Raw genomic sequence first — 19,427 nt, 5'->3', positions numbered from 1 at the left:
GGGCTTCCTGCCCTGGCGAAAAGGGATCGGCATCCATGCCGATCCCCCTGCGGGCCTTGTCGTCCCCAGCTCACTCACCGCCTACGGGGCCCAGGGCGCGCGATGCGCGCACTTTTCAAAAGAGCGAAAGCCCAAGAGCCAAAGCAAAGAGCAAAGAGCTAAGGAGCAAAGAGCAAAGACGCCGTGCACTACTGCGTGCGAGTCCTTCCGGCGCAACGCGCCGGCACCGAATGCGCGCAAGGCGCGCTGCTCTGGCTCCTGCTCTTGATCTTGGGGCCCCTTGGACCCGGCGGAGGGATGGAGGATCAGCCCGAAGGGGAGCCGGCATGGATGCCGGCTCGTTTTTCGTCAGCACAGGATGTGCTGTCGAAAAACCCCGCAATCCCTCCGCGCACTTTGCGGGCGAAGCCCGCAAAGCGGGTACTCGGGGCTGCCCTTCTCTTTGGTTATCTTTCTCTTGGGCAAGCAAGAGAAAGTGACTCGGCCGCCGGCAGGCGGTCGAAACGCCCGCCGCGTAGGCGAGCAACCTGGCGATAACGCCCATACAAAACCCCACGCCACTGGATGATTCGCTTCGCTCACCCCTACGGGGCCGTCCTTCGGACGTTCTGCGCGCTTCGCGCTTGTCCGGCCTACGCCGGAATGACGGTGAGGTAATCGAGTCGTGGTGAGGCAATTAGACAGGCAAGCACCGCGACGTGTATCGCCGCATAACTTCAGAAACTCCCCCAACGCAGTAAGCCAAAGGTCAGCCACCCTCGGTATCAACGTCATCTAAAAGTGATAGTTGAAGCACCCGGGAAACAAACCACGCGAGCGATGCAAAGCGCCCCAGGGATTCGCAAGTAATTCTGCTGATTCCTGAACGAGCGAAAGCAATCACGTCAACACCGCCGCGCATGATCGCGTTCCCCGTACTGCAAGCCGCCTGCCGCGGCTGCATATAAATGGAGAAACACACATGATCAGCATCACCCGCAAACTGGCCCTGGTTGCAGGCATCGGCCTCGCGCTGGCGAGCGTGAGTTACACCCCGCCTGCCGCCGCGCAGGTTGTCGTTGGTGTCGGCATCAACGTGGCACCGCCGCCGCCGCGCTATGAAGCAGTTCCGCGGCCGCGTCGTGGCTGGGTTTGGGTTCCGGGTTATTGGCAGTGGAACCCGGGTTGGCGTCGCCATGTGTGGGTCGGCGGCCACTGGGAGCATGCGCGTCCAGGCTATCGCTGGTATCCGGGCGTGTGGACGCAGGGTCGTGACGGCTGGCGCTGGCGCGACGGCTACTGGGGTCGCTGATCTCGCAACAATCTGCGCCCTGTCCCGCGATGGGGCGCAGATTTGCCGGATGTCATTGGCAACTAAACTTGCGAACATCCATTGAGCATTTCTGACCGGATCGACAGATCTTTCGATCCAACTTTTCACCTGGGGAACATCATCCATGTCATTACGTCTTGCAGCTGTGGTTGCCTTGGCCTGCGTCACCGCCGTGACCGCGGGTTGTGTGGTGGAACAGCCGGCTCCGCGCCCGCGTCCTGTTTACGTCGCCGAGCCACCGCCGCCGGCACCGACCTACGTCGAAGTGGTGGCACCGCAGCCGCCGCCGGTCGAAGTGATTGAACAGGTGCCGCCGCCGCGTCAGGGCTTTATCTGGGCTCGCGGTTACTGGCATTGGGATGGCCGCCACTATGTCGGCGTGCGCGGCCATTGGGAACAGGTGCGCCCGGGTTACCACTACGTGCATCCGCATTGGGAGCAGGGTCAGGGCGGCTGGCACTTCCGTGCCGGCGTCTGGGTTTCCGGCTAAGCCCAGCGTTGCAAGAGGCTCGAAAACGCCCCGCTTCGGCGGGGCGTTTTTTATGTCCGCTGCAGGCCATGGCACTGGCGGTCGCGACGTTTAAGCGCACACTGACGCGCACGAACGTCCGCAAAAGGACTTGTCATGCCGTTCAAGGATCTTGGTTTCGCTCAACGAACACGCGCATACGACACCATCGTTCGTCGGATATGCGCTGCAGTTTTTCTTGCCTGCCTGAGTTGCGCGGCGTACGCGCAATCCTCGGTTCCAGCCGTGCCGGCAACGAGCGAGATTCCGAAACTTGCACCTGTCGTGGTGACTGGCGTGCTACCCGGTCCTGCCCTGTGGAAAGTAAGCAAGGGCGATCATGTGATGTGGGTGCTCGGCCTTACGTCGCCGGTGCCTAAAAACATGCGATGGAAGTCCACGGAGGTGGAAAGCAAGATCGCGGCATCGCAGGCGGTGTTGAAGTCGCCGAGCCTGAAAATCGACGTGCACACAAGTTTCTACTTCAGCTCGCTGATGCCTTCGGTCTCCCGGATGAGGAACAACCCCGGCAACGAAACCTTGCACGATGTGCTTACGCCGGAGCTTTATCAATACTGGCAAGAACAAAAAGCCAAATATCTTTCCGGCAATCAAACCGTAGAACGCATGCGGCCGATTTGGGCCGGCCGACAACTTTATGAGGCCGCGCTCAAGCATTACGGCTTGGTCGATCAATACGGTTTGGAGAAGACGATTTACAAAGTGGCCAGGCACGACGGAGTCAGCATCGTCGATACGTCGTATCAATGGATGCTGAAAGATCCGGGCGGCACGGTTAACGCGTTGAGCGAAAAGTCGATGAACGATCAACGCTGCTTGCGCCAGGTGCTCGATGCGCTCGATCACGGCCTTGTCCAGGCGACAGTACGCGCCAATGCGTGGGCCACGGGTGATATCGACACGCTGAGAACGGTCTTTTCGCAGGTGCAGCAGGATGCATGTCTTTCGACGATCGACGATTCGCAATTCGCCAAAGCGCTCGGTATCGATGACATCGGAGATCGCGTGGAGAAATCGTGGATCGCCGCGGCAGAGCATGCGCTCGATCAAAATCATCAAACTGTCGCCGTGTTGCCGATGCATGAATTGCTTGCGCCGAACGGTTATTTGAGCGTGCTGCAAGCGGATGGTTACAACGTGCAGGCTCCTACCGAATAGTCTGCGGTCATACGTTGTCATGCCGTGTCTTGCGCAGGTCATTGCAAGTGCCTTGGCCTCCCGGCTTGCTGAATAGGGCGAAATTGAGCCAGTTTCTGCCATTTTGCTGCGGCGCATCAGCATCCGTTTTGGGAGTCGTACTAAACTTACGGGGCTAACTCTTCGCCCCGGCCTCTTGCTGGGGCTTTGAGTTTCAGGCGTCAGGTCCTTGGCGGGGCCCAAACGCTTCCAAAACATGGTCGCCTTCCCCGGCACCGTCATACGTGGAGTCAACGTTCCAATGATTTTCGAAACCATCGCCAAAACAGGCCACGAAGAAGTCGTCTTCTGCCACAACAAGGACGCGGGCCTGAAGGCCATCATTGCGATTCACAACACGGTGCTGGGTCCAGCACTCGGCGGCCTGCGCATGTGGCCGTACAAGACCGAGCAGGATGCCGTGAACGACGTGCTGCGCCTGTCGCGCGGCATGACGTACAAGAACGCTGTCGCCGGTTTGAACCTGGGCGGTGGCAAGGCGGTGATCATCGGCGATCCGTCGAAGGACAAGTCCGAAGCGCTGTTCCGCGCCTTCGGCCGTTTCGTCAACTCGCTCAACGGCCGCTACATCACGGCTGAAGACGTGGGCATCGACGTCAATGACATGGAATACGTGTTCCGCGAAACCGAATACGTGACCGGCGTGCACCAGGTGCATGGCGGTTCGGGCGATCCCTCGCCGTTCACCGCTTACGGCACGCTGCAAGGCCTGATGGCCGCGCTGAACTTCCGCCACGGCAACGAAGACGTGGGCAAGTACAGCTACGCCGTGCAGGGCGCGGGCCACGTGGGCAGCGAATTCATCAAGCTGCTGCGCGAACAGGGCGCCAAGGTGTTCGTGACCGACATCAACAAGGATGCCGTGCAGCGTTGCGTGGACGAGCTGGGCTGCGAAGCCGTGGGCCTGGACGAGATCTACGACGTCGACGCCGACGTGTACTCGCCCTGCGCACTGGGCGGCACCGTCAACGAGCAGACCATCGACCGCATCAAGGCGAAGATCATCTGCGGCGCGGCCAACAACCAGCTGGCCACCGACTCGATCGGCGACGAACTGCAGCGCCGTGGCGTGCTGTATGCGCCGGACTACGCCGTGAACGCCGGCGGCGTGATGAACGTCTCGCTGGAAATCGACGGCTACAACCGCGAACGCGCGATGCGCATGATGCGCACGATCTACTACAACCTGGGCCGCATCTTCGAAATCAGCAAGACCCAGAGCGTGCCGACCTACAGGGCCGCGGATCGTCTGGCCGAAGAGCGCATCGACTCCATCGGCAAGATCAAGCTGCCGCACATGGGCAATGGCTCGACGCGCTTTGCCGGCCGCATGCGCGGTCAGTAATGGGCGTAAACGTTGTAACGAAAAAGCCGCCGGTTTCCGGCGGCTTTTTTTGTTGGACGATCATCCGTGCCCGTTCGCAGCCGCGTGCGTCAGCTGCGGCTGCGGTTTCATCTGCATGATCCATATCTGCTGGTCCGGGCCATTGCCGAACCTGGCGATGAAATCGGACACCGTTTGATCCAATCCGGCGCGCGGCTGCTCCCTTTGAATACGCGCACGCAACAACCAGCCTCGCTGTTCTTCGGGGTGGGTCTGAAGCAGGTGTTCGGCAATCGCCCAGCCCTTGTCCCAGTCGTGTTTGGCACTGACGTACAGGTTGCCCAACTCGATCAGATTCCAGGTGTCGTCGGGATTGACGCGCAAGGCTTGCTCGTAGTCTTCGATGGCGTGATCGGCCTGGCCCATCGTTTCGTAGGCAACGCCGCGCGCTTCATAGCTGCTCTCGTCCTGCGGCGCCAAGGCAACCAGCGCATTGCCTTCCGACAGCGCCCACTCTGGTTGTCCAAGGCTCACCAGATCGAATACGCGTTCCTGGCGACGATCGATCTTGGATGGATCAAACCGAAGCAATTCGGAACGGAATACGACCGACAGGTCCGTCCTGTTGCAGTGCCTCGCCGACCAGCCTGCGCTCACAAGCATCCCGGTCCTGCCCGGCTCGGCAAAGAGATTCTTGTAAAGGTCGTACTGACTCTCAGGCATGCACGGCGTGTCCTCGACAGACTGCTCGCCCCCCGTATTTTCGGAGAGAAGCAGCAACAAGAGCGGATTGTCCTTCGCGTGCCGCTGTGCGCCTGCGATGAAGCGCCGCATCAGGGGAACATTGCCGTCCCATTTGGGTTGCGCCATCCACACCAGGCGCGTGTAGATCATGTAGCTGGCCGGCTCGACCGCCAAGCCCCGCCTGGCAGCGCTCAGTGCATAGTTGCCGTCGCTGGTCAGCGCCGCTGCGTAAATCATCGCGCCATAAGCCGGGGTGACTTGCGGATCGAGTTTCACCGCGGCATCCAGGTCGGCGCGCGCCCGCTGCACCAGGCGTTCCATCGAATCGAAAGACGACTGCGCCGTGTTGGCCGCGTACTCGCTGCCGCGTGCCTGCTGCGCCATGGCGACGTAGGCCATGCCGCTTGCCGCGAGCGCAAAGGGGCTGTTGGGCGATTGACGCTTCCACGCATCCATCAGCCCGCGGACCGTATCCGATCCCTTCGCGAAATCGATGTTGAAAGTGCGGTCCAGCACATCTTGCTCATCCGGCCGAGTGTGCGGCTCGTGCATGATCTCGGCGAAACGGCGATCCAATTCGTCGGCATGTCCGGTACGGATAAGCTGAAAAGCTTCTTCCTGTTTAACCGCCGGGTCCAACTGGTAACGGCAATACGCGCTCGTCGCCGCACTGGACCAGTCGAGCCCCGGTGGATTGGGATACGCAAGGCAACGCTGCAAAGGGTCGGAGATGGCTTCGGCTTTGCGCGCGTCGTTCAGGAATTGCTGAAGCTGCGCGTCGGAAAACGGCGGCGTCGGCGGCTTATAAGGTGGAGGGCGCCGGAACACTGCACGGGAAACGGCAGGTGCCGTCGGCTCGATCCTTGAGAACCGGTGGGACGCAAACCACGCGGCACCGATCAAAGCAGCTCCTGCCAGCGACAGCCAAAGCACGCGCAACGTCATGTTCGCCCCCTTTATTGGCCCAATGAAACTTGCACGGCCGGGCCCAATCCGCAAGCGGGCGGCAGGCGTTGTCAGTAAGAAATCGCCCCGCAAGTATCAAAAAAGCGCCGGCCGCGAGGTCGGCGCCATGGGTGCCGGGCCAGCACCCGGAAACCCGGATGCATGACAGTTCTGGTAGACTCCGCCCTCAAGAAAATGTGCTGTAAGGCCTTGCCTCTATTGGCAAAGCTTCAGGGGAACCCGGACCACGGGTTGGTAAACAAATGGAATCTCTGCACGGCCCACGCTTCGATCGGCGGCCGGCTGCTTGGCCGTACTTCTTTCAAGTGCGGCCAGGTCGCGGCCGATGACAGTGGGCGGGTGGGGAAGCAGTAGCGCGAGAGCAGGCTGGGGTGTATGAGCGCAATCATGGAAACCGGGATCAGTGATGAGGACATCCTGCTCAAGCTGAAGGATGTGCTGCACAAAACCTTCGACATCGATCCTTCGCGGGTCTCGCCGGATACCCATCTGTTCACGGATCTCGAACTGGACAGCATCGACGCCGTCGACCTGGCGATCCAGGTGCAGGACATGACCGGCATGCGCATCAAGCCCGAGGACTTCAAGAACGTGCGGACCGTGGGCGACGTGGTCGCCACCGTGCGCGCGCTGCTGAACCGTTGAGCTGCACGGCAGGCTGATCGTCATGCCGCACACGCCAGCATCCGCCGGGGACGCTTTTCAGCCCTGCGCGTTGATCCCGATCTACAACCACAAGGACACCATCGCGCGGACGGTGCACGCTTTGCGCGCGCACGGATTGCCGGTGGTGATCGTGGACGATGGCAGCGACGAGGCCACGCGCGCGGTGCTCAAAACGCTGGCCGCCGACGAACCGACGATTCAACTGATCCGCCTGCCGCGCAACGGCGGCAAAGGCCGTGCCCTGACCGCCGGACTCATCGCCGCACGCGATACGGGCTACACCCATGCGCTGCAGATCGATGCTGACGGCCAGCACAACGCCGGCGACGTGCCGCGTTTCCTTGCCGAAGGCCGCGCTCATCCGAGCGCGCTGATCTGCGGCCAGCCGATCTACGACCAGAGCGTGCCGCGTGCACGTCTGTACGGCCGCTATGTGACGCACGTGTGCGTGTGGATGGAGACGCTGTCGTTCACGCTGCGTGATTCGATGTGCGGTTATCGTCTTTACCCGCTGGAAGCGACCTGCGCCGAAATCGATCGCAAGCCCCTGCCCGCGCGCATGGATTTCGATACGGAAGTGGCGGTGCGCCTCGTATGGCGCGGCGTCGAGGTACGCAACCTGCCAACCCGTGTGATCTATCCGGAAAACGGTCTTTCCCATTTCCACATGCTGCACGACAACCTGCGCATTTCCGCGATGCACACCCGGCTGTTGCTGGGCATGCTGCCGCGCGCGCCGATTTTGCTGTGGCGCAAGCGCAGGAGGTCCGCGTGGGCGGCATAAGTGGTGACACCTCTTCTCTCCCTGCTTACAAGGCAGGGAGTGCGTTGCGGCGGATGGCTGCGTTGCTGCTTTTTTGCATCGGCACGAATGCGCATGCGCAAGACGCATCGACGGATCTCTTGCACGACGCGCTGCATCAGTTGAGCCAACACACTGCCGTGCGCGCTGCGTTCACACAGCAACGCCAGAACCCCGCGTTGACGCAACCTCAAAACAGCAGCGGGCAACTCCTGTTCGTGACCGGCAAGGGCATGCTTTGGCAAGTGCAACAGCCCTATCAGGAAACGCTGGCGTTGACCGGCAACCAGACGCTGCGCATCGATGCGAACGGCCACGCACAAACGGTGCGCAGCGAACGCGGCGTCAGCCAGATTTCGCAGATGCTGCAGTCGATGCTCGCGGGACAGCTCGATGCGGTGCTGCGCCAGTTCAACGTGACGGCCGAAGGCAGCGCCACACAATGGACGCTGCACTTCACGCCGAAGCAGTCGCGCGTCGCACAGGTGTTGCGCGATATCCAGCTGGATGGCGGCGCTTTCCTGCAGGGCATTCGCATCGACATGCAGGACGGCACGCAGACCGATATCCGCATGACCGGTACGCGCGACGCCGGCGCACTGAGCGTGCCGGAAAAACAGGCGCTCGGCCTGCCATGAACTCGCGAGGCCTGTGGTTGCGCGCAGGTGGGTTCGCGGCGGCGACGCTGCTGATCGCGCTGTTCGGCGCATGGCTGCTGTTCGGTCGCGGCCGTTCGCCGATCCAGACCGATTTACTGGCCATGTTGCCGGCGACCGAGCGCAATCCGCTGGCCGAAGTCGCCGCGCAGCGACTGGCGCACGCCAATGGCGATCGCGTGATCCTGCTGGTGGCCAACACGGACGACGACCGCGCCGAGAACGCCGCGCGCGAGCTTGGACATGCGCTGGGCAACGACCCGGTGTTTGCATCCGTCACGGCCGAGCTGCCGCCGTTCGATCTTCAGCAACTGGCTGCGCCTTATCTCTCGCATCGTTTCGTGCTGCTGACCGATGCGGACCGCAACGCCATTGAACAACCGGGCTACAACCCTGCGCAAGCGCTTGCGCAGCACATGAACGAACCCTTCGTCACCGGCGTGGGAACGCGCCTGCAGGACGATCCGTTCGGCTGGCTTCAGCACTGGCTCGATCAACAGCCGTGGAGCCGCTCGCCGCTGGTACCCGAAGACAACCTGCTGACTGCGCATCGCGACGGCACCAGCTATGTCCTGGTGACAGCAACGCTCAACGGTTCATCCTACGACGACGCCATCCAGCAGCGCGCGCTAAGCGCCATCGATCAAGCCGAAAAAGCCATCCAACACGATCAACCCGGCACGCGCATGCTGCGCACCGGTGCCTTGTTCTACGCCACGGCCGCACGCGCCGGCGCCGAACGCGACGTGCACAGGGTGGGCTGGATCTCCACGCTCGGCATCGGCTTGCTGTTGCTGGGCATATTCCGCTCGCCGGGTCCGCTGCTGCTTGCCTTTCTATCCACGGGCGTTGGCATCGTCGCCGCCACCACGGTAAGCGTGCTGGTGTTTGGGCAGATCTATCTGCTTACGCTGGTCTTCGGCGCGGCGTTGCTGGGCGAAGCGGTGGATTACTCCATTCAATATCTCAGCGCGCGCGCCAACGCAGGCCATGCGTGGGAAGCGCGCACGGGTCTGCGTCAGGTGCGCCCCGCCCTGCTTCTGGCATTGGGCACGTCGCTGCTGGGTTATTTGTTGCTGGGCCTGGTGCCGTTCTCGGCGTTGCGTCAGATGGCCTGTTTCGCCATGACCGGCATGACCGTGGCATGCCTGAGCGTGTTCTGGCTATTGCCGGCGCTGCTGCAACGTCCGGCGAAGCCGATTTCCGCAACGTCGGTGCGTTGCGCCCTGGTGCTGCAAAACACCGTCTCCCGCGTCGCATCGGGTTGGCGTGGCGCGGCACTTGCCCTGTTCTTGCTATGCCTGGCGATACCGGGCTGGTATCAGCTGCATCACGACGACGATGTGCATTTGCTGGTTGCGCCGCCCGCGGCGCTTGCCGCGCAGGAAGCGCAGATTCGCGACATCACCGGCCTCGGCAACGGCACCCAGTTTTATCTCGTGCAAGGCGCCGATGAAGAGCAGGTATTGCAACGCGAAGAAGCGCTGGAGCAACGCTTGCAGGACATGGTCGATGCAGGTCGGCTGCAAGGATGGCTTGGCCTCGCCGGCATGGTGCCCTCACTGCAGCGTCAGCACGCGAACCAGGACGCGCTGACGCCATGGTTTGCAGAGCCCGATCGCATGCATCAGTGGTTGAGCAGTGCCGGCTTCCGCGCCGACGATATCGAACGATGGGTGCAGGCATGGCCCGGCACGCCGCTTGAATTGCAGGCGTGGCTGAAGACTCCGATTGCAACGCCATTCCGTTATCTGTGGATGGGCAACGGCGCCGCTTCGCTGGTGCTGCCGCAAGGCGACGCGGGAAGCGCATGGCTGCAAAAAGCCGCAGCCGGACTGCCGGGCGTTACCTTGGTCGACAAACCCGCAAGCATTTCCGACCTCTTCGGGCGGTATCGCCGCTATGCCAGCGTGTGGCTGCTCGCCGCGATCCTGCTGATCGCGCCGGTATTCGGTTGGCGCTACGGCCTGGGCGACGTACCGCGCGTGCTGGCACCGCCAGTCTTGGGCATCGGCTTTACGCTGTCGATGCTCGGCTATCTGCATCAGCCGTTGACGCTGTTTCACTGGATGGCCTTGATGCTGGTGCTGGGTGTGGGCGCCAATTACGCGGTATTTCTGCGCGAAGGCGAGCCGCATGTTTCGCATCGCCCCGGCGCGATGTATGCCAGTGTGCTGTTGTCCGCCATCACGGCGTTGCTGTCGTTCGGTCTGCTTGCGCTGAGTTCCATGCCGGCGCTGCGCGATTTCGGCCTTACGCTGTTGCTTGGTATCGGCTTTACCGCCTTGCTGGTGCCGACCAGCGTGCCGCGCCGGATGCTTTCCTCATGATCACTTTTCACTTCGCACGGAGCATTCGCCGATGAAGCGCGTCGTCATCACCGGCATGGGTGGCATCACGCCCCTCGGACACGACTGGTCGCAGATCGAACCGCGCCTGCGCGACGGACGAAATGCCGTGCGCCGCATGCCGGAATGGGATTTCTTCGACTCGCTCAACAGCCGTCTGGGTTGTCCGGTCGACGACTTCAAACTCCCCGACTGGCCGCGCAAGCATCTGCGTTCGATGGGGCGGGTGGCGCAACTTGCGGTCGCGGCAAGCGAACGCGCGCTGCGCGATGCTGGCTTGCATGGCGATGGCAGTATCGCGGACGGTCGCATGGGCGTGGCTTACGGTTCTTCCGGCGGCAGCATCGAGCCGGTGCGCGTGATGGGGCGCATGCTGGAAACAGGCTCGATGCAAGGCGTCACCGCCACCAGCTATGTGCAGATGATGGCGCATACGACCGCCGTGAACGTGGGCGTGTTCTTTGGGTTGAAGGGCCGCATCCTGCCCACGTCCAGCGCGTGCACATCCGGCAGCCAGGCCATTGGTTTCGGCTACGAGACGATCCAGCAAGGCAAGCAGAAACTGATGCTGTGCGGTGGTGCGGAAGAACTCTCCGGTCCCGGCGTGGCGGTGTTTGATACGTTGTTTGCGACGAGCACGCGCAACGACGAAGCCCATCTCACGCCTCGCCCCTTCGATCGCAGCCGTGACGGCCTGGTTGTCGGCGAAGGCGCCGCGACGCTGGTGCTGGAGGAATACGAGCATGCCCGCGCACGCGGTGCGCGCATCTATGCGGAAATCGTCGGCTTCGGTTGCAATTCCGATGGCAATCACATCACGCAACCGACGAGCGAAACCATGGCGACGGCGATGCAGCTCGCGTTGCAGGACGCGCGGATTTCGCCAGGCGTCATCGACTACGTAAGCGCGCACGGCACGGCGACCGATCGTGGCGATATCGCCGAAAGCCACGCCACCGCGAACGTGCTCGGCTCGCGTGTGCCGATCAGCTCCATGAAAAGCTACGTCGGCCATACGCTGGGCGCATGCGGCGCATTGGAAGCGTGGTGGGCGGTGCAGATGATGCGCGACGGCTGGTTCGCGCCTACCGTCAATCTCACTGATCCCGATCCGGCGTGCGCGGAACTGGATTACATCATCGGGCCCGGCCGGACCCTCCGTGCCGGCCATGTGATGAACAACAACTTCGCGTTCGGCGGCATCAACACGTCGCTGATCTTCAAGGCGTGCGATTGATGCGCAAATACCAACCCCATGCTGCATCCGGCCCGCTCCCCTGCTTGCAGGGGAGGGTTGGGGTGGGGTCACGCACGCTTGCGGAAGAGCTTTACCCCCTCCCAGCCTCCCCCTGCTTGCAGGGGGAGGAGCACGGTGCGCGGGGTGTCGCGTGATGGAATTTCGCATCGAGCAGTGGCGCGCGTGGGCCCCGGGCCTCGATAGCGATGAAGCCTGGCAAGCATGGGCACGCGAACCCGTGAGCGTAGAGGACGGCGATGCGCAACCATCCTGCGATTTCCTGCCTGCAATGCAACGCCGCCGGCTCAGTCGGCTTGCCCGTATGACCATGCACGTGGCCTGGCCGCTTTGCGGCGACGACGAACAGCTGCCACTGGTGTTCGCATCGCGCCACGGCGAAACACCCCGCACCTTCGCGCTGCTCAGCGACGTGGCGGACGAGCAGCCCCTTTCGCCCACGCAGTTCGGCTTGTCCGTACACAACGCGATCGCGGGCCAATGGTCGATCCTGCGCGGCCAGCGCGGCGAGTCGACGTCGATTGCCGGCGAAGCCGATACGTTCGAGCACGCCATGGTGGAAGCGGCGACGCTGCTCGCGGACGGTGCGCGGTCCGTGCTTGTCGTGATGGCGGAAGAGCGTCCGCCCGCCGCCTACGACGAGTGGATCGACGACGTGCCGTTTTCGTATGCTCTGGCACTGAGGGTGGGGGGAATCGATACGGGCAACGATGCGCAGGCCGGCGTGCGCTGGCAGCTGCGCCTGGAATCGGGTCGTGGCGATTCCGCTACCGCCACATGGCCGCACGCACTCGACTGGATCCGCGCACAGCACACCCAAGGCGACACCCTGGTACATACATGGAAGACACGTCGATGGATCTGGCAGCGAATCCCGTAGCGCGCTCCGGCGCGAGCAACTGCGCCTGGCGCTTGTTCGCCACGGGCGCGAGTTTCGTGGTGTTCGGATTGGGCGGCCTGATACTGCGGCTGATCGTGCTGCCCGTGCTCGGCCTGTTGCCGGGCGACGCGGAAACGCGCCGCCGTCGCGCACGCGTCGCGATCAGCCAGGCGTTCTATCTGCACGTGCAGTTCATGTATCGCAGCGGCGTGCTGGAGTATGAATTCGACGGTGCGGAGCGTCTTGGCCGTCCCGGCCAGATGATCATCGCCAACCATCCGTCGTTGATCGACGTGGTGTTTCTGATTGCGCATATCCGCAACGCCAATTGCATCGTCAAGGAAAGCCTGTGGCGCAATCCGTGCACGCGCGGCCCGGTATGCCGCGCGCAGTACATCAGCAACAACGGCAGTCCCGACATGCTGGAAAAGGCGGCCGATGCGCTGCGCGACAACCAGACACTGATCGTCTTTCCCGAAGGCACGCGCACCAAGCCGGGCCAACCGCCCGTGTTTCATCGCGGCGCGGCGGCCATTGCGCTGCGCGGCGCCGGCGTGATCACGCCGGTGTTCATTACCGTAGAACCCACCACGCTGACCAAGGCCGAGCCTTGGTACCGCATTCCGGAACGCCGCGTGCGCGTGACGCTGCGCGTGGGACAGGACATCGCACCGGAATCCTTCAACGCCGATGCGCCGTTGCCGATCGCCTCGCGTCGGCTCAACGAGCATCTGCATCGTCTCTTCCTCAAGGAGCTTGGGTCATCGTGAACGCCTTGCAGCAGGAAATCGCCCAACTGATCATCGACACCCTCAACCTGGAAGACGTGACGGTCGAGGACATTCCGCCGACGTTGCCGCTTTTCGGCGAAGGGCTCGGGCTGGATTCGGTGGATGCGCTGGAACTGGCGCTGGCGCTGCAGAAGCGCTACGACATTCGCATCGCCTCCGATTCCAAGGATGCGCGCCAGCACTTCACCACGGTCGCCAACCTCGCCGCCTTCGTGCAGGCCCAGCGGAACGCATGAGCAAAATAACGGCCATCCTTCTGCCACTGGCGGGGGTGCTCTACCCCTTCGTGGTGTATTTCGGCATGAATCGCGTGCCGCCGCCGATGTTCGCGCTGGTGCTGGGCGCGATATGGCTGATTCGCGCGCCCAGCCTGATGAAGCAGCCCGGCGGCAAGCTGATGCTGGGCGCCGCGCTCGCCTATTGCGCACTGCTCGCGTTCAGTGGCAACGATATGCTGGAACGCTGGTATCCCACGCTGATCAGCGCGCTGTTGCTGTGCGCGTTCGGCCTGAGCCTGATCTACGGGCCGCCGCTGGTGGAACGCATCGCACGCGTGCGCGAACCGGACCTGCCCGATGCCGCGATTCCCTATACGCGCAAGGTCACCTGGGTCTGGGTGTGGTTCTTTGTGTTCAACGGCGTGGTATCCGCCGTGCTGACATTGTGGGCACCACTGGCATGGTGGACGCTTTACAACGGCCTGATCGTCTACTTCATCATGGGCACGCTGTTCGTCGGCGAGTGGTTGCTTCGCCGGCGGTTGAGGGCTGCGGCGTGAACATGGACCTGGCGCACATCGCTACCTGGCTTCGCAACCATCCGTGGGTGGACGATGCACAGTGCGGGTATGCCACCGGTACGCCGGGCGCGTTGCTTGCGTTCACGCCCGAAGGGATCGACGCGCTTTGCCGTCAAGGCCGGCAGCGTGTTGTCGATGCCTTGCAGGAGCATGTCGACACATCAGGTTACGCAGATGCGAGGTTGATCTATCGCCTGTTCGATACGATGCCCATCCTGACCTCGGCACAGCAGATCGATGCGTTGCTGCAGGCGCCGCTTCCGCGCGATGTGTTGCCGGATGAAGAGCACGAACACGACGGCGAGTGGACGCTGTCGCTTCGCATCCCGCTCGATCTGGTTTATTTCCCCGGCCATTTCCCGCAAGCCCCGGTGTTGCCCGGTGCCGTACAGGTGGCATGGGCGTTATCGCTCGCTTCCACGCGCCTCGGTACACCGCTTCGATGCGATGTCATGGAAGCGCTGAAGTTCCAGCAATTATTGCGTCCCGGCGACCGGGTGGATCTGAACCTCCACCACGATCCGGCACGTCACACATTGCATTTCGCCTATCGCTACGGTGAGAAGGCATATTCCTCAGGTCGGTTGGCATGGAGCGCCGCGCCATGAACGAGCACGTGATGCATGAACGCCACTGGTCCACGCACAAGGAGCGCGGCAGTCTTTTCCTGATGCGGCTTACCGCCTTCTGCGTGCGCATCTTCGGACGCCGGCTGCTGGCGCCGGTGCTCTACCTGATCGTGCTGTATTTCTTTGTGTCGGCGCGCAGCGCGCGGCGCAATATCCGGCAATACCAGACGTATCTGGCCGATTGGAGCGGCCGCGATGCATTGCGGCCGACGCTTGGCAGGGTCTTTGGCCAATTCATCGCGTTTGCCGACAATCTGCTGGATCGTCTGGATGTGTGGCGCGGCCGGTTGCGCTTCGAACAGGTGCAGTTGATCGATCCTTCGGGCGTGCGCCCGCGTCTGCTGCGCAGCCAACAGGGCGGACGCGGTGAAATTCTGGTCGTCACGCACCTGGGCAACCCGGATGTCTGTCGCGCAATGGCGGAACTGGGCGAACAAGTGCCGCTCAATGTGCTGGTACACAATCGCCATGTAGCGCAGTTCAACCGTCTGCTGGGCGAAGCGGGCGACCGCAGCATGCGCTTGATCCAGGTCAGCGAGCTGGATACGGCGATGATGATGGATTTGTCGCAACGCCTTGAACGCGGCGAGTGGCTGGCGATCGCCGGCGATCGCGTGCCGCTGCACGATGGCCGGCGCGTCACCGTGGATTTTCTCGGTCACCCCGCCGCGTTCCCGCAAGGCCCGTGGCTGCTGGCAGGTCTGTTGCGCTGCCCGGTGAACCTGTTGTGCTGCCTGAAGGTGGAAGGCCGCTATCGCATTTATCTCGATCACTTTCTCGACGCGGCACACTGGGAACGAGGCCAGCGCGATGCCACGATCCATGCCTGGGTGCAACGCTATGCCGATCATCTCGCACGGCAGTGCCTGATCGCACCGCAGCAGTGGTTCAATTTCTACGCTTACTGGCAACCCGCCCCATTGGAGGAGGTCCGCGATGCGAACTAGCGGCGTTCTTCATACGACCGTGGATATCGTCGTACCGTTTTTCGATGTCGACTCGATGGACGTCGTATGGCACGGTCACTACGTGAAGTATCTGGAAGTGGCGCGCTGCGCCTTGCTCGACGATATCGGCCATAACTACACGCAGATGAAAGCCTCCGGCTATGCATGGCCGGTCATCGATTTGCAGCTGCGCTATGTGCAGGCCGCGCGTTTCGGTCAACGCCTGACGGTGCGTGCGGATCTGATCGAATGGCAGAACCGGTTGCTTATCCACTACTTGATCCAGGACGCCGAATCCGGCCAGCGCATCACCCGCGCCAGCACGGTGCAGGTGGCTGTGAAACTCGCCAACGGTGACATGCAGCTGGTATCTCCCGACGTGTTCACCGATGCGGTCGAACGCAGACTCCGCGATGTTCCACCCCACTCTTCTTCCGCCGCGCCATGACCTACGCCAGCCCCACTTACGTCGAAGAAACCCGTATCGGTTTCCGCTTCCTGGCCACCCACACCTGGCAGCACCATGTGTTGCGCGTGGCGATCAACGACCTCAAGCGGCTGATCGGCGAACCGCTGCCGCAAGGGGGCAGCCTGCTCGATGTAGGTTGCGGGCAAGGCAAGTCGTTCCGGCTGCTGCGCGATGCGTTCCAGCCGACGCGTCTGCTGGGGCTGGATGCCGATCCGCATAGCGTTACCCTCTCCGAGGCGGAGGCCGATCGCGAAGGCATGCCGGTGGAGTTGTTGACCGCCGACTGCGCAAACATTCCCTTGCCCGATGCCAGCCTCGACATCGTGTTCTGCCACCAGACCTTTCATCATCTGGTGGAACAGGAGCGCGCACTGACGGAGTTCTGGCGTGTGCTGAAACCGGGAGGCCTGCTGTTGTTTGCCGAGTCCACCAAGGCGTATATCGACACGTGGGTAATCCGCTGGTTCTTCCGGCATCCGATGGAAGTGCAGAAAAGCGCGGAGGAATACCTCCAGATGCTGCGCAAGCAGGGCTTCGTATTCGACGCGAAAAATGTCTCCTTCCCTTATTTGTGGTGGAGCCGCTCGAAAGACTTCGGCCTGATGGAACGCTGGGGCTTGCGTGCGCCGCCACCGCCCGGACAGCGCGATGAAACGCTGGTAAACGCCGCCGTGCGCAAGCCGCGGATCGCATGAACGCCTATTTGAACTCCCTGGGCGTGGTGTGCAGCCTTGGCGCGGGCAAGGCCGCCGTGGCGGAAGCGTTGTTCGCCGGCAACCGCGACGGTATTCGCGCGCAGCAAGGCTGGATACCTCGTCATGCGCCGCCATTGGGTGGTGTGGACGTCGCGTTGCCGCCCATTCCCGCGACGCTGGCCGGTTCGCGCGACAACCGCAACAATCGATTGCTGCTTGCCGCCGCGCAGGAAATCGAATCGGACATTCGCGCCGCGATCGAACGTTTCGGCCATGCACGCATAGGCGCCGTGCTTGGCACCAGCACCACGGGCATCGAAGAAGCGACCACAGGCATCGGCACTTATCGTCGCGATGGCGCCTGGCCTGCGGACTATCGTTATTCGCACCAGGAATTGGGCGCACCCGCCGCGTTTCTCGCCGAGTGGCTGGCGCTGGGCGGCCCGTGCTACAGCATTTCCACCGCATGCACCTCGGGCGCGCGTGCGTTGCTCAGCGCACAACGCCTGCTGAAGCTTGGCCTCTGCGACGCCGTGCTGTGCGGCGGCGTGGACACGCTGTGCCGTCTGGCCATCAACGGCTTCTACGCGCTCGAAGCGGTCGACATGCAGCCTTGCGATCCGTTTTCCAGGCATCGCCGCGGCATCAATATCGGCGAAGCGGCCGCGCTGTTTTTGATGACACGCGACGCAGGGCCGGTGCAGTTATTGGGTGGCGGCGCGAGTTCCGATGCGTACCACATGTCCTCGCCCGATCCGCAAGGAACCGGCGCACAAAAAGCCATGCAGGATGCGCTGCGCAACGCCGGCCTCGATGCCTCGCAGATCGACTACATCAACCTGCACGGCACGGCGACCGAACACAACGACAGCATGGAAAGCCTGGCCGTCACGTCGATATTCGACACCGATGTGCCCTGCTCTTCCACCAAATCGCTGACGGGCCACACGCTTGCGGCGGCCGGCGCGTTGGAAGCAGCCTTCTGCTGGTTGAGCCTTGTCGACGACCGCGCCGAGCGCCGGCTTCCTCCGCATGTATGGGATGGCGAGGCCGATACCGCACTGCCCTCGCTCGCCTTCGTGCAGATCGGCGGTCATCTCCCGGCCGGCGGCAGACGTTGCCTGATGAGCAACTCGTTTGCCTTCGGCGGCAACAACAGCAGCCTGATCCTTGGAGATCCTGCATGAAACCGTGGCCCATCGCCGAGGTGGTGCCGCATGCCGGCGAGATGGTTCTGCTCGACGGCATCGAGGAGGTGGAAGCCGAACGCATCGTCTGCACGCGAACGGTGCAGCCAGGTGCCTTGTTCGTCGATGCCGACGGCAGCATGCCGGCATGGGTTGGCGTGGAACTGATGGCCCAGAGCATCGCCGCGTGGGCGGGCTGCCGTGCACGCGCCGATCAGCAACCGGTGCAACTGGGTTTTCTGCTCGGCACACGACACTACGCCTGCAACGTCGACGCGTTTCCTTCAGGCTGCCGCCTGCGCGTGGAGGCGGTTCGTACGTTTCATGACGAACACGGCATGGGTGTGTTTACTTGCCGCATCGATGCCCCCGATATTCATGCCGAAGCACGCCTGACCGTCTATCGGCCGCGTGATGCGGATGCTTTTTTCGAACAGCTTGCCGGAGAGCCGAAGCATGTCTGAAACGATCCTGGTGACCGGTTCCAGCCGCGGCATCGGCCGCGCCATCGCCTTGCGTCTGGCACACGCGGGCTACGACCTCGTCCTGCATTGCCGCAGCCGGCGCGACGAAGCCGAACAAGTACGTGCCTCGATTCAAGCACTCGGGCGTGCGGCGCGCATTCTGCAATTCGATATTTCCGATCGCGCCGCCTGCCTCGCCGCGCTGGAAGCGGATGTGGCCGCGCATGGCGCTTATTACGGTGTCGTTTGCAACGCCGGCCTTACACGCGATGGCGCCTTTCCTGCGCTCACCGACGAGGATTGGGATCAGGTACTGCGCACCAATCTCGACGGTTTCTACAACGTGCTGCATCCCTTGATCATGCCGATGATCCGCCGCCGCAGTGCGGGACGCATTGTCTGTATCACGTCGGTATCGGGCCTGATCGGCAATCGCGGCCAGGTGAACTACAGCGCGTCCAAGGCCGGCGTGATCGGCGCGGCGAAGGCTCTTGCCGTCGAACTGGCCAAGCGCAAGATCACCGTCAATTGTGTCGCGCCCGGTTTGATCGATACCGACATGACCAGCGAAGACGTGCCGCTGGAGGAAATCATCAAGGCGATACCCATGCAACGCGTCGGCACCGCCGACGATGTTGCGGCTGCCGTGCAGTTTTTGCTCAGCCCGGAAGCCGCCTACATTACGCGCCAGGTTTTGGCCGTGAATGGCGGCCTGTGCTGAGCGCGACACACGCAAGTCAGTTGTCCGTCCACGCTCACCGAGGAGA

The 19,427-nt window shown here is 62.7% G+C and carries 21 protein-coding genes; 20 read left to right on the top strand and 1 reads right to left on the bottom strand.

The annotated features are described in order from the left end of the window. Positions 1-961 precede the first annotated feature (961 nt). The 4 genes from DWU99_RS09110 (at position 962) to DWU99_RS09095 (ending at position 4,383) form a co-directional block, all read left to right on the top strand. Positions 962-1,291 carry a YXWGXW repeat-containing protein gene (locus DWU99_RS09110; RefSeq protein WP_115477680.1) on the top strand — a complete coding sequence of 110 codons (330 nt, stop codon included), beginning with the start codon at positions 962-964 and terminating at the stop codon, positions 1,289-1,291. A 145-nt stretch (positions 1,292-1,436) separates the two neighbouring features. Continuing rightward, positions 1,437-1,802 carry a YXWGXW repeat-containing protein gene (locus DWU99_RS09105; protein ID WP_115477679.1) on the top strand — a complete coding sequence of 122 codons (366 nt, stop codon included), beginning with the start codon at positions 1,437-1,439 and terminating at the stop codon, positions 1,800-1,802. 135 nt (positions 1,803-1,937) lie between these two features. Further along, entirely contained in the window at positions 1,938-2,999 is a 1,062-nt protein-coding gene (locus DWU99_RS09100; protein WP_115477678.1) for a TraB/GumN family protein, read from the top strand. A 280-nt stretch (positions 3,000-3,279) separates the two neighbouring features. Next, a complete protein-coding gene (locus DWU99_RS09095; RefSeq protein WP_115477677.1) occupies positions 3,280-4,383 on the top strand; it encodes a Glu/Leu/Phe/Val dehydrogenase dimerization domain-containing protein in 1,104 nt (367 codons plus the stop codon). Between the two features lie 60 nt (positions 4,384-4,443). Here DWU99_RS09095 and DWU99_RS09090 read toward each other — a convergent pair whose 3' ends face one another. Further along, the gene (locus tag DWU99_RS09090) at positions 4,444-6,051 is read right to left on the bottom strand and encodes a tetratricopeptide repeat protein (RefSeq protein WP_115477676.1); all 1,608 of its coding nucleotides are present in this window, start codon (positions 6,049-6,051) and stop codon (positions 4,444-4,446) included. Between the two features lie 396 nt (positions 6,052-6,447). On the opposite strand from DWU99_RS09090, the gene DWU99_RS09080 reads away from it, so the two are divergent. From DWU99_RS09080 to fabG, 16 genes are all read left to right on the top strand, one after another. Continuing rightward, complete coding sequence (locus DWU99_RS09080) at positions 6,448-6,717, top strand: acyl carrier protein (RefSeq protein ID WP_199535742.1); 270 nt, start codon at positions 6,448-6,450, stop codon at positions 6,715-6,717. A gap of 22 nt (positions 6,718-6,739) precedes the next feature. After that, the gene (locus DWU99_RS09075; RefSeq protein WP_115477674.1) at positions 6,740-7,522 is read left to right on the top strand and encodes a glycosyltransferase family 2 protein; all 783 of its coding nucleotides are present in this window, start codon (positions 6,740-6,742) and stop codon (positions 7,520-7,522) included. 53 nt (positions 7,523-7,575) lie between these two features. Beyond that, positions 7,576-8,178, top strand: coding sequence for a LolA family protein (locus DWU99_RS09070; RefSeq protein WP_115477673.1), 603 nt, complete (start codon positions 7,576-7,578; stop codon positions 8,176-8,178). After that, on the top strand, positions 8,175-10,526 hold the full coding sequence (locus tag DWU99_RS09065; protein ID WP_115477672.1) for an MMPL family transporter: 2,352 nt from the start codon (positions 8,175-8,177) through the stop codon (positions 10,524-10,526). Before DWU99_RS09070 ends, DWU99_RS09065 begins: the two co-directional genes overlap by 4 nt. Before the next feature lie 31 nt (positions 10,527-10,557). Next, entirely contained in the window at positions 10,558-11,781 is a 1,224-nt protein-coding gene (locus DWU99_RS09060) for a beta-ketoacyl-ACP synthase (RefSeq protein WP_115477671.1), read from the top strand. A gap of 154 nt (positions 11,782-11,935) precedes the next feature. Next, a complete protein-coding gene (locus DWU99_RS09050; RefSeq protein WP_115477669.1) occupies positions 11,936-12,679 on the top strand; it encodes a beta-ketoacyl synthase chain length factor in 744 nt (247 codons plus the stop codon). Further along, a complete protein-coding gene (locus DWU99_RS21105) occupies positions 12,640-13,449 on the top strand; it encodes a lysophospholipid acyltransferase family protein (protein ID WP_233510995.1) in 810 nt (269 codons plus the stop codon). The genes DWU99_RS09050 and DWU99_RS21105 overlap by 40 nt, the downstream gene beginning before the upstream one ends. After that, complete coding sequence (locus DWU99_RS21100; RefSeq protein ID WP_199535740.1) at positions 13,446-13,706, top strand: phosphopantetheine-binding protein; 261 nt, start codon at positions 13,446-13,448, stop codon at positions 13,704-13,706. The genes DWU99_RS21105 and DWU99_RS21100 overlap by 4 nt, the downstream gene beginning before the upstream one ends. Beyond that, positions 13,703-14,248 (top strand): COG4648 family protein, encoded by a 546-nt coding sequence (locus DWU99_RS09040; protein WP_115477668.1) that lies wholly within the window; start codon positions 13,703-13,705, stop codon positions 14,246-14,248. The genes DWU99_RS21100 and DWU99_RS09040 overlap by 4 nt, the downstream gene beginning before the upstream one ends. Positions 14,249-14,250: 2 nt before the next feature. Next, the gene (locus DWU99_RS21195; RefSeq protein ID WP_115477667.1) at positions 14,251-14,877 is read left to right on the top strand and encodes an ApeI family dehydratase; all 627 of its coding nucleotides are present in this window, start codon (positions 14,251-14,253) and stop codon (positions 14,875-14,877) included. Further along, entirely contained in the window at positions 14,874-15,845 is a 972-nt protein-coding gene (locus DWU99_RS09030; protein ID WP_115477738.1) for a lysophospholipid acyltransferase family protein, read from the top strand. The genes DWU99_RS21195 and DWU99_RS09030 overlap by 4 nt, the downstream gene beginning before the upstream one ends. Continuing rightward, a complete protein-coding gene (locus tag DWU99_RS09025) occupies positions 15,835-16,293 on the top strand; it encodes an acyl-CoA thioesterase (protein WP_115477666.1) in 459 nt (152 codons plus the stop codon). Before DWU99_RS09030 ends, DWU99_RS09025 begins: the two co-directional genes overlap by 11 nt. Continuing rightward, positions 16,290-17,009: a class I SAM-dependent methyltransferase gene (locus DWU99_RS09020; RefSeq protein WP_115477665.1), complete on the top strand. Its 720-nt coding sequence runs from the start codon at positions 16,290-16,292 to the stop codon at positions 17,007-17,009. The genes DWU99_RS09025 and DWU99_RS09020 overlap by 4 nt, the downstream gene beginning before the upstream one ends. Then, entirely contained in the window at positions 17,006-18,196 is a 1,191-nt protein-coding gene (locus DWU99_RS09015) for a beta-ketoacyl-[acyl-carrier-protein] synthase family protein (RefSeq protein WP_115477664.1), read from the top strand. Before DWU99_RS09020 ends, DWU99_RS09015 begins: the two co-directional genes overlap by 4 nt. Continuing rightward, positions 18,193-18,660 carry a hotdog family protein gene (locus DWU99_RS09010; RefSeq protein ID WP_115477663.1) on the top strand — a complete coding sequence of 156 codons (468 nt, stop codon included), beginning with the start codon at positions 18,193-18,195 and terminating at the stop codon, positions 18,658-18,660. The genes DWU99_RS09015 and DWU99_RS09010 overlap by 4 nt, the downstream gene beginning before the upstream one ends. Continuing rightward, on the top strand, positions 18,653-19,381 hold the full coding sequence (gene fabG, locus DWU99_RS09005) for a 3-oxoacyl-ACP reductase FabG (RefSeq protein ID WP_115477662.1): 729 nt from the start codon (positions 18,653-18,655) through the stop codon (positions 19,379-19,381). Before DWU99_RS09010 ends, fabG begins: the two co-directional genes overlap by 8 nt. The last annotated feature ends 46 nt before the right edge of the window (positions 19,382-19,427 follow it).

The organism is Dyella psychrodurans, assembly GCF_003363265.1.
Taxonomy (GTDB): domain Bacteria; phylum Pseudomonadota; class Gammaproteobacteria; order Xanthomonadales; family Rhodanobacteraceae; genus Dyella_B; species Dyella_B psychrodurans.
This window is presented reverse-complemented; position numbering and strand designations above follow the sequence as displayed.

Excerpts from the sequence above, each read along its gene's own strand:
- DWU99_RS09015 (WP_115477664.1), top strand. The coding sequence starts at position 17,006 with ATGAACGCCTATTTGAACTCCCTGGGCGTGGTGTGCAGCCTTGGCGCG.
- DWU99_RS09070 (WP_115477673.1), top strand. The coding sequence starts at position 7,576 with ATGGCTGCGTTGCTGCTTTTTTGCATCGGCACGAATGCGCATGCGCAA.
- DWU99_RS09110 (WP_115477680.1), top strand. The coding sequence starts at position 962 with ATGATCAGCATCACCCGCAAACTGGCCCTGGTTGCAGGCATCGGCCTC.
- DWU99_RS09080 (WP_199535742.1), top strand. The coding sequence starts at position 6,448 with ATGAGCGCAATCATGGAAACCGGGATCAGTGATGAGGACATCCTGCTC.
- DWU99_RS09020 (WP_115477665.1), top strand. The coding sequence starts at position 16,290 with ATGACCTACGCCAGCCCCACTTACGTCGAAGAAACCCGTATCGGTTTC.
- DWU99_RS21195 (WP_115477667.1), top strand. The coding sequence starts at position 14,251 with ATGGACCTGGCGCACATCGCTACCTGGCTTCGCAACCATCCGTGGGTG.
- DWU99_RS09075 (WP_115477674.1), top strand. The coding sequence starts at position 6,740 with ATGCCGCACACGCCAGCATCCGCCGGGGACGCTTTTCAGCCCTGCGCG.
- DWU99_RS09060 (WP_115477671.1), top strand. The coding sequence starts at position 10,558 with ATGAAGCGCGTCGTCATCACCGGCATGGGTGGCATCACGCCCCTCGGA.
- DWU99_RS09025 (WP_115477666.1), top strand. The coding sequence starts at position 15,835 with ATGCGAACTAGCGGCGTTCTTCATACGACCGTGGATATCGTCGTACCG.
- DWU99_RS09065 (WP_115477672.1), top strand. The coding sequence starts at position 8,175 with ATGAACTCGCGAGGCCTGTGGTTGCGCGCAGGTGGGTTCGCGGCGGCG.
- DWU99_RS09105 (WP_115477679.1), top strand. The coding sequence starts at position 1,437 with ATGTCATTACGTCTTGCAGCTGTGGTTGCCTTGGCCTGCGTCACCGCC.
- DWU99_RS09030 (WP_115477738.1), top strand. The coding sequence starts at position 14,874 with ATGAACGAGCACGTGATGCATGAACGCCACTGGTCCACGCACAAGGAG.
- DWU99_RS09050 (WP_115477669.1), top strand. The coding sequence starts at position 11,936 with ATGGAATTTCGCATCGAGCAGTGGCGCGCGTGGGCCCCGGGCCTCGAT.
- fabG (WP_115477662.1), top strand. The coding sequence starts at position 18,653 with ATGTCTGAAACGATCCTGGTGACCGGTTCCAGCCGCGGCATCGGCCGC.
- DWU99_RS09090 (WP_115477676.1), bottom strand. The coding sequence starts at position 6,051 with ATGACGTTGCGCGTGCTTTGGCTGTCGCTGGCAGGAGCTGCTTTGATC.
- DWU99_RS09040 (WP_115477668.1), top strand. The coding sequence starts at position 13,703 with ATGAGCAAAATAACGGCCATCCTTCTGCCACTGGCGGGGGTGCTCTAC.
- DWU99_RS21105 (WP_233510995.1), top strand. The coding sequence starts at position 12,640 with ATGGAAGACACGTCGATGGATCTGGCAGCGAATCCCGTAGCGCGCTCC.
- DWU99_RS09100 (WP_115477678.1), top strand. The coding sequence starts at position 1,938 with ATGCCGTTCAAGGATCTTGGTTTCGCTCAACGAACACGCGCATACGAC.
- DWU99_RS09010 (WP_115477663.1), top strand. The coding sequence starts at position 18,193 with ATGAAACCGTGGCCCATCGCCGAGGTGGTGCCGCATGCCGGCGAGATG.
- DWU99_RS09095 (WP_115477677.1), top strand. The coding sequence starts at position 3,280 with ATGATTTTCGAAACCATCGCCAAAACAGGCCACGAAGAAGTCGTCTTC.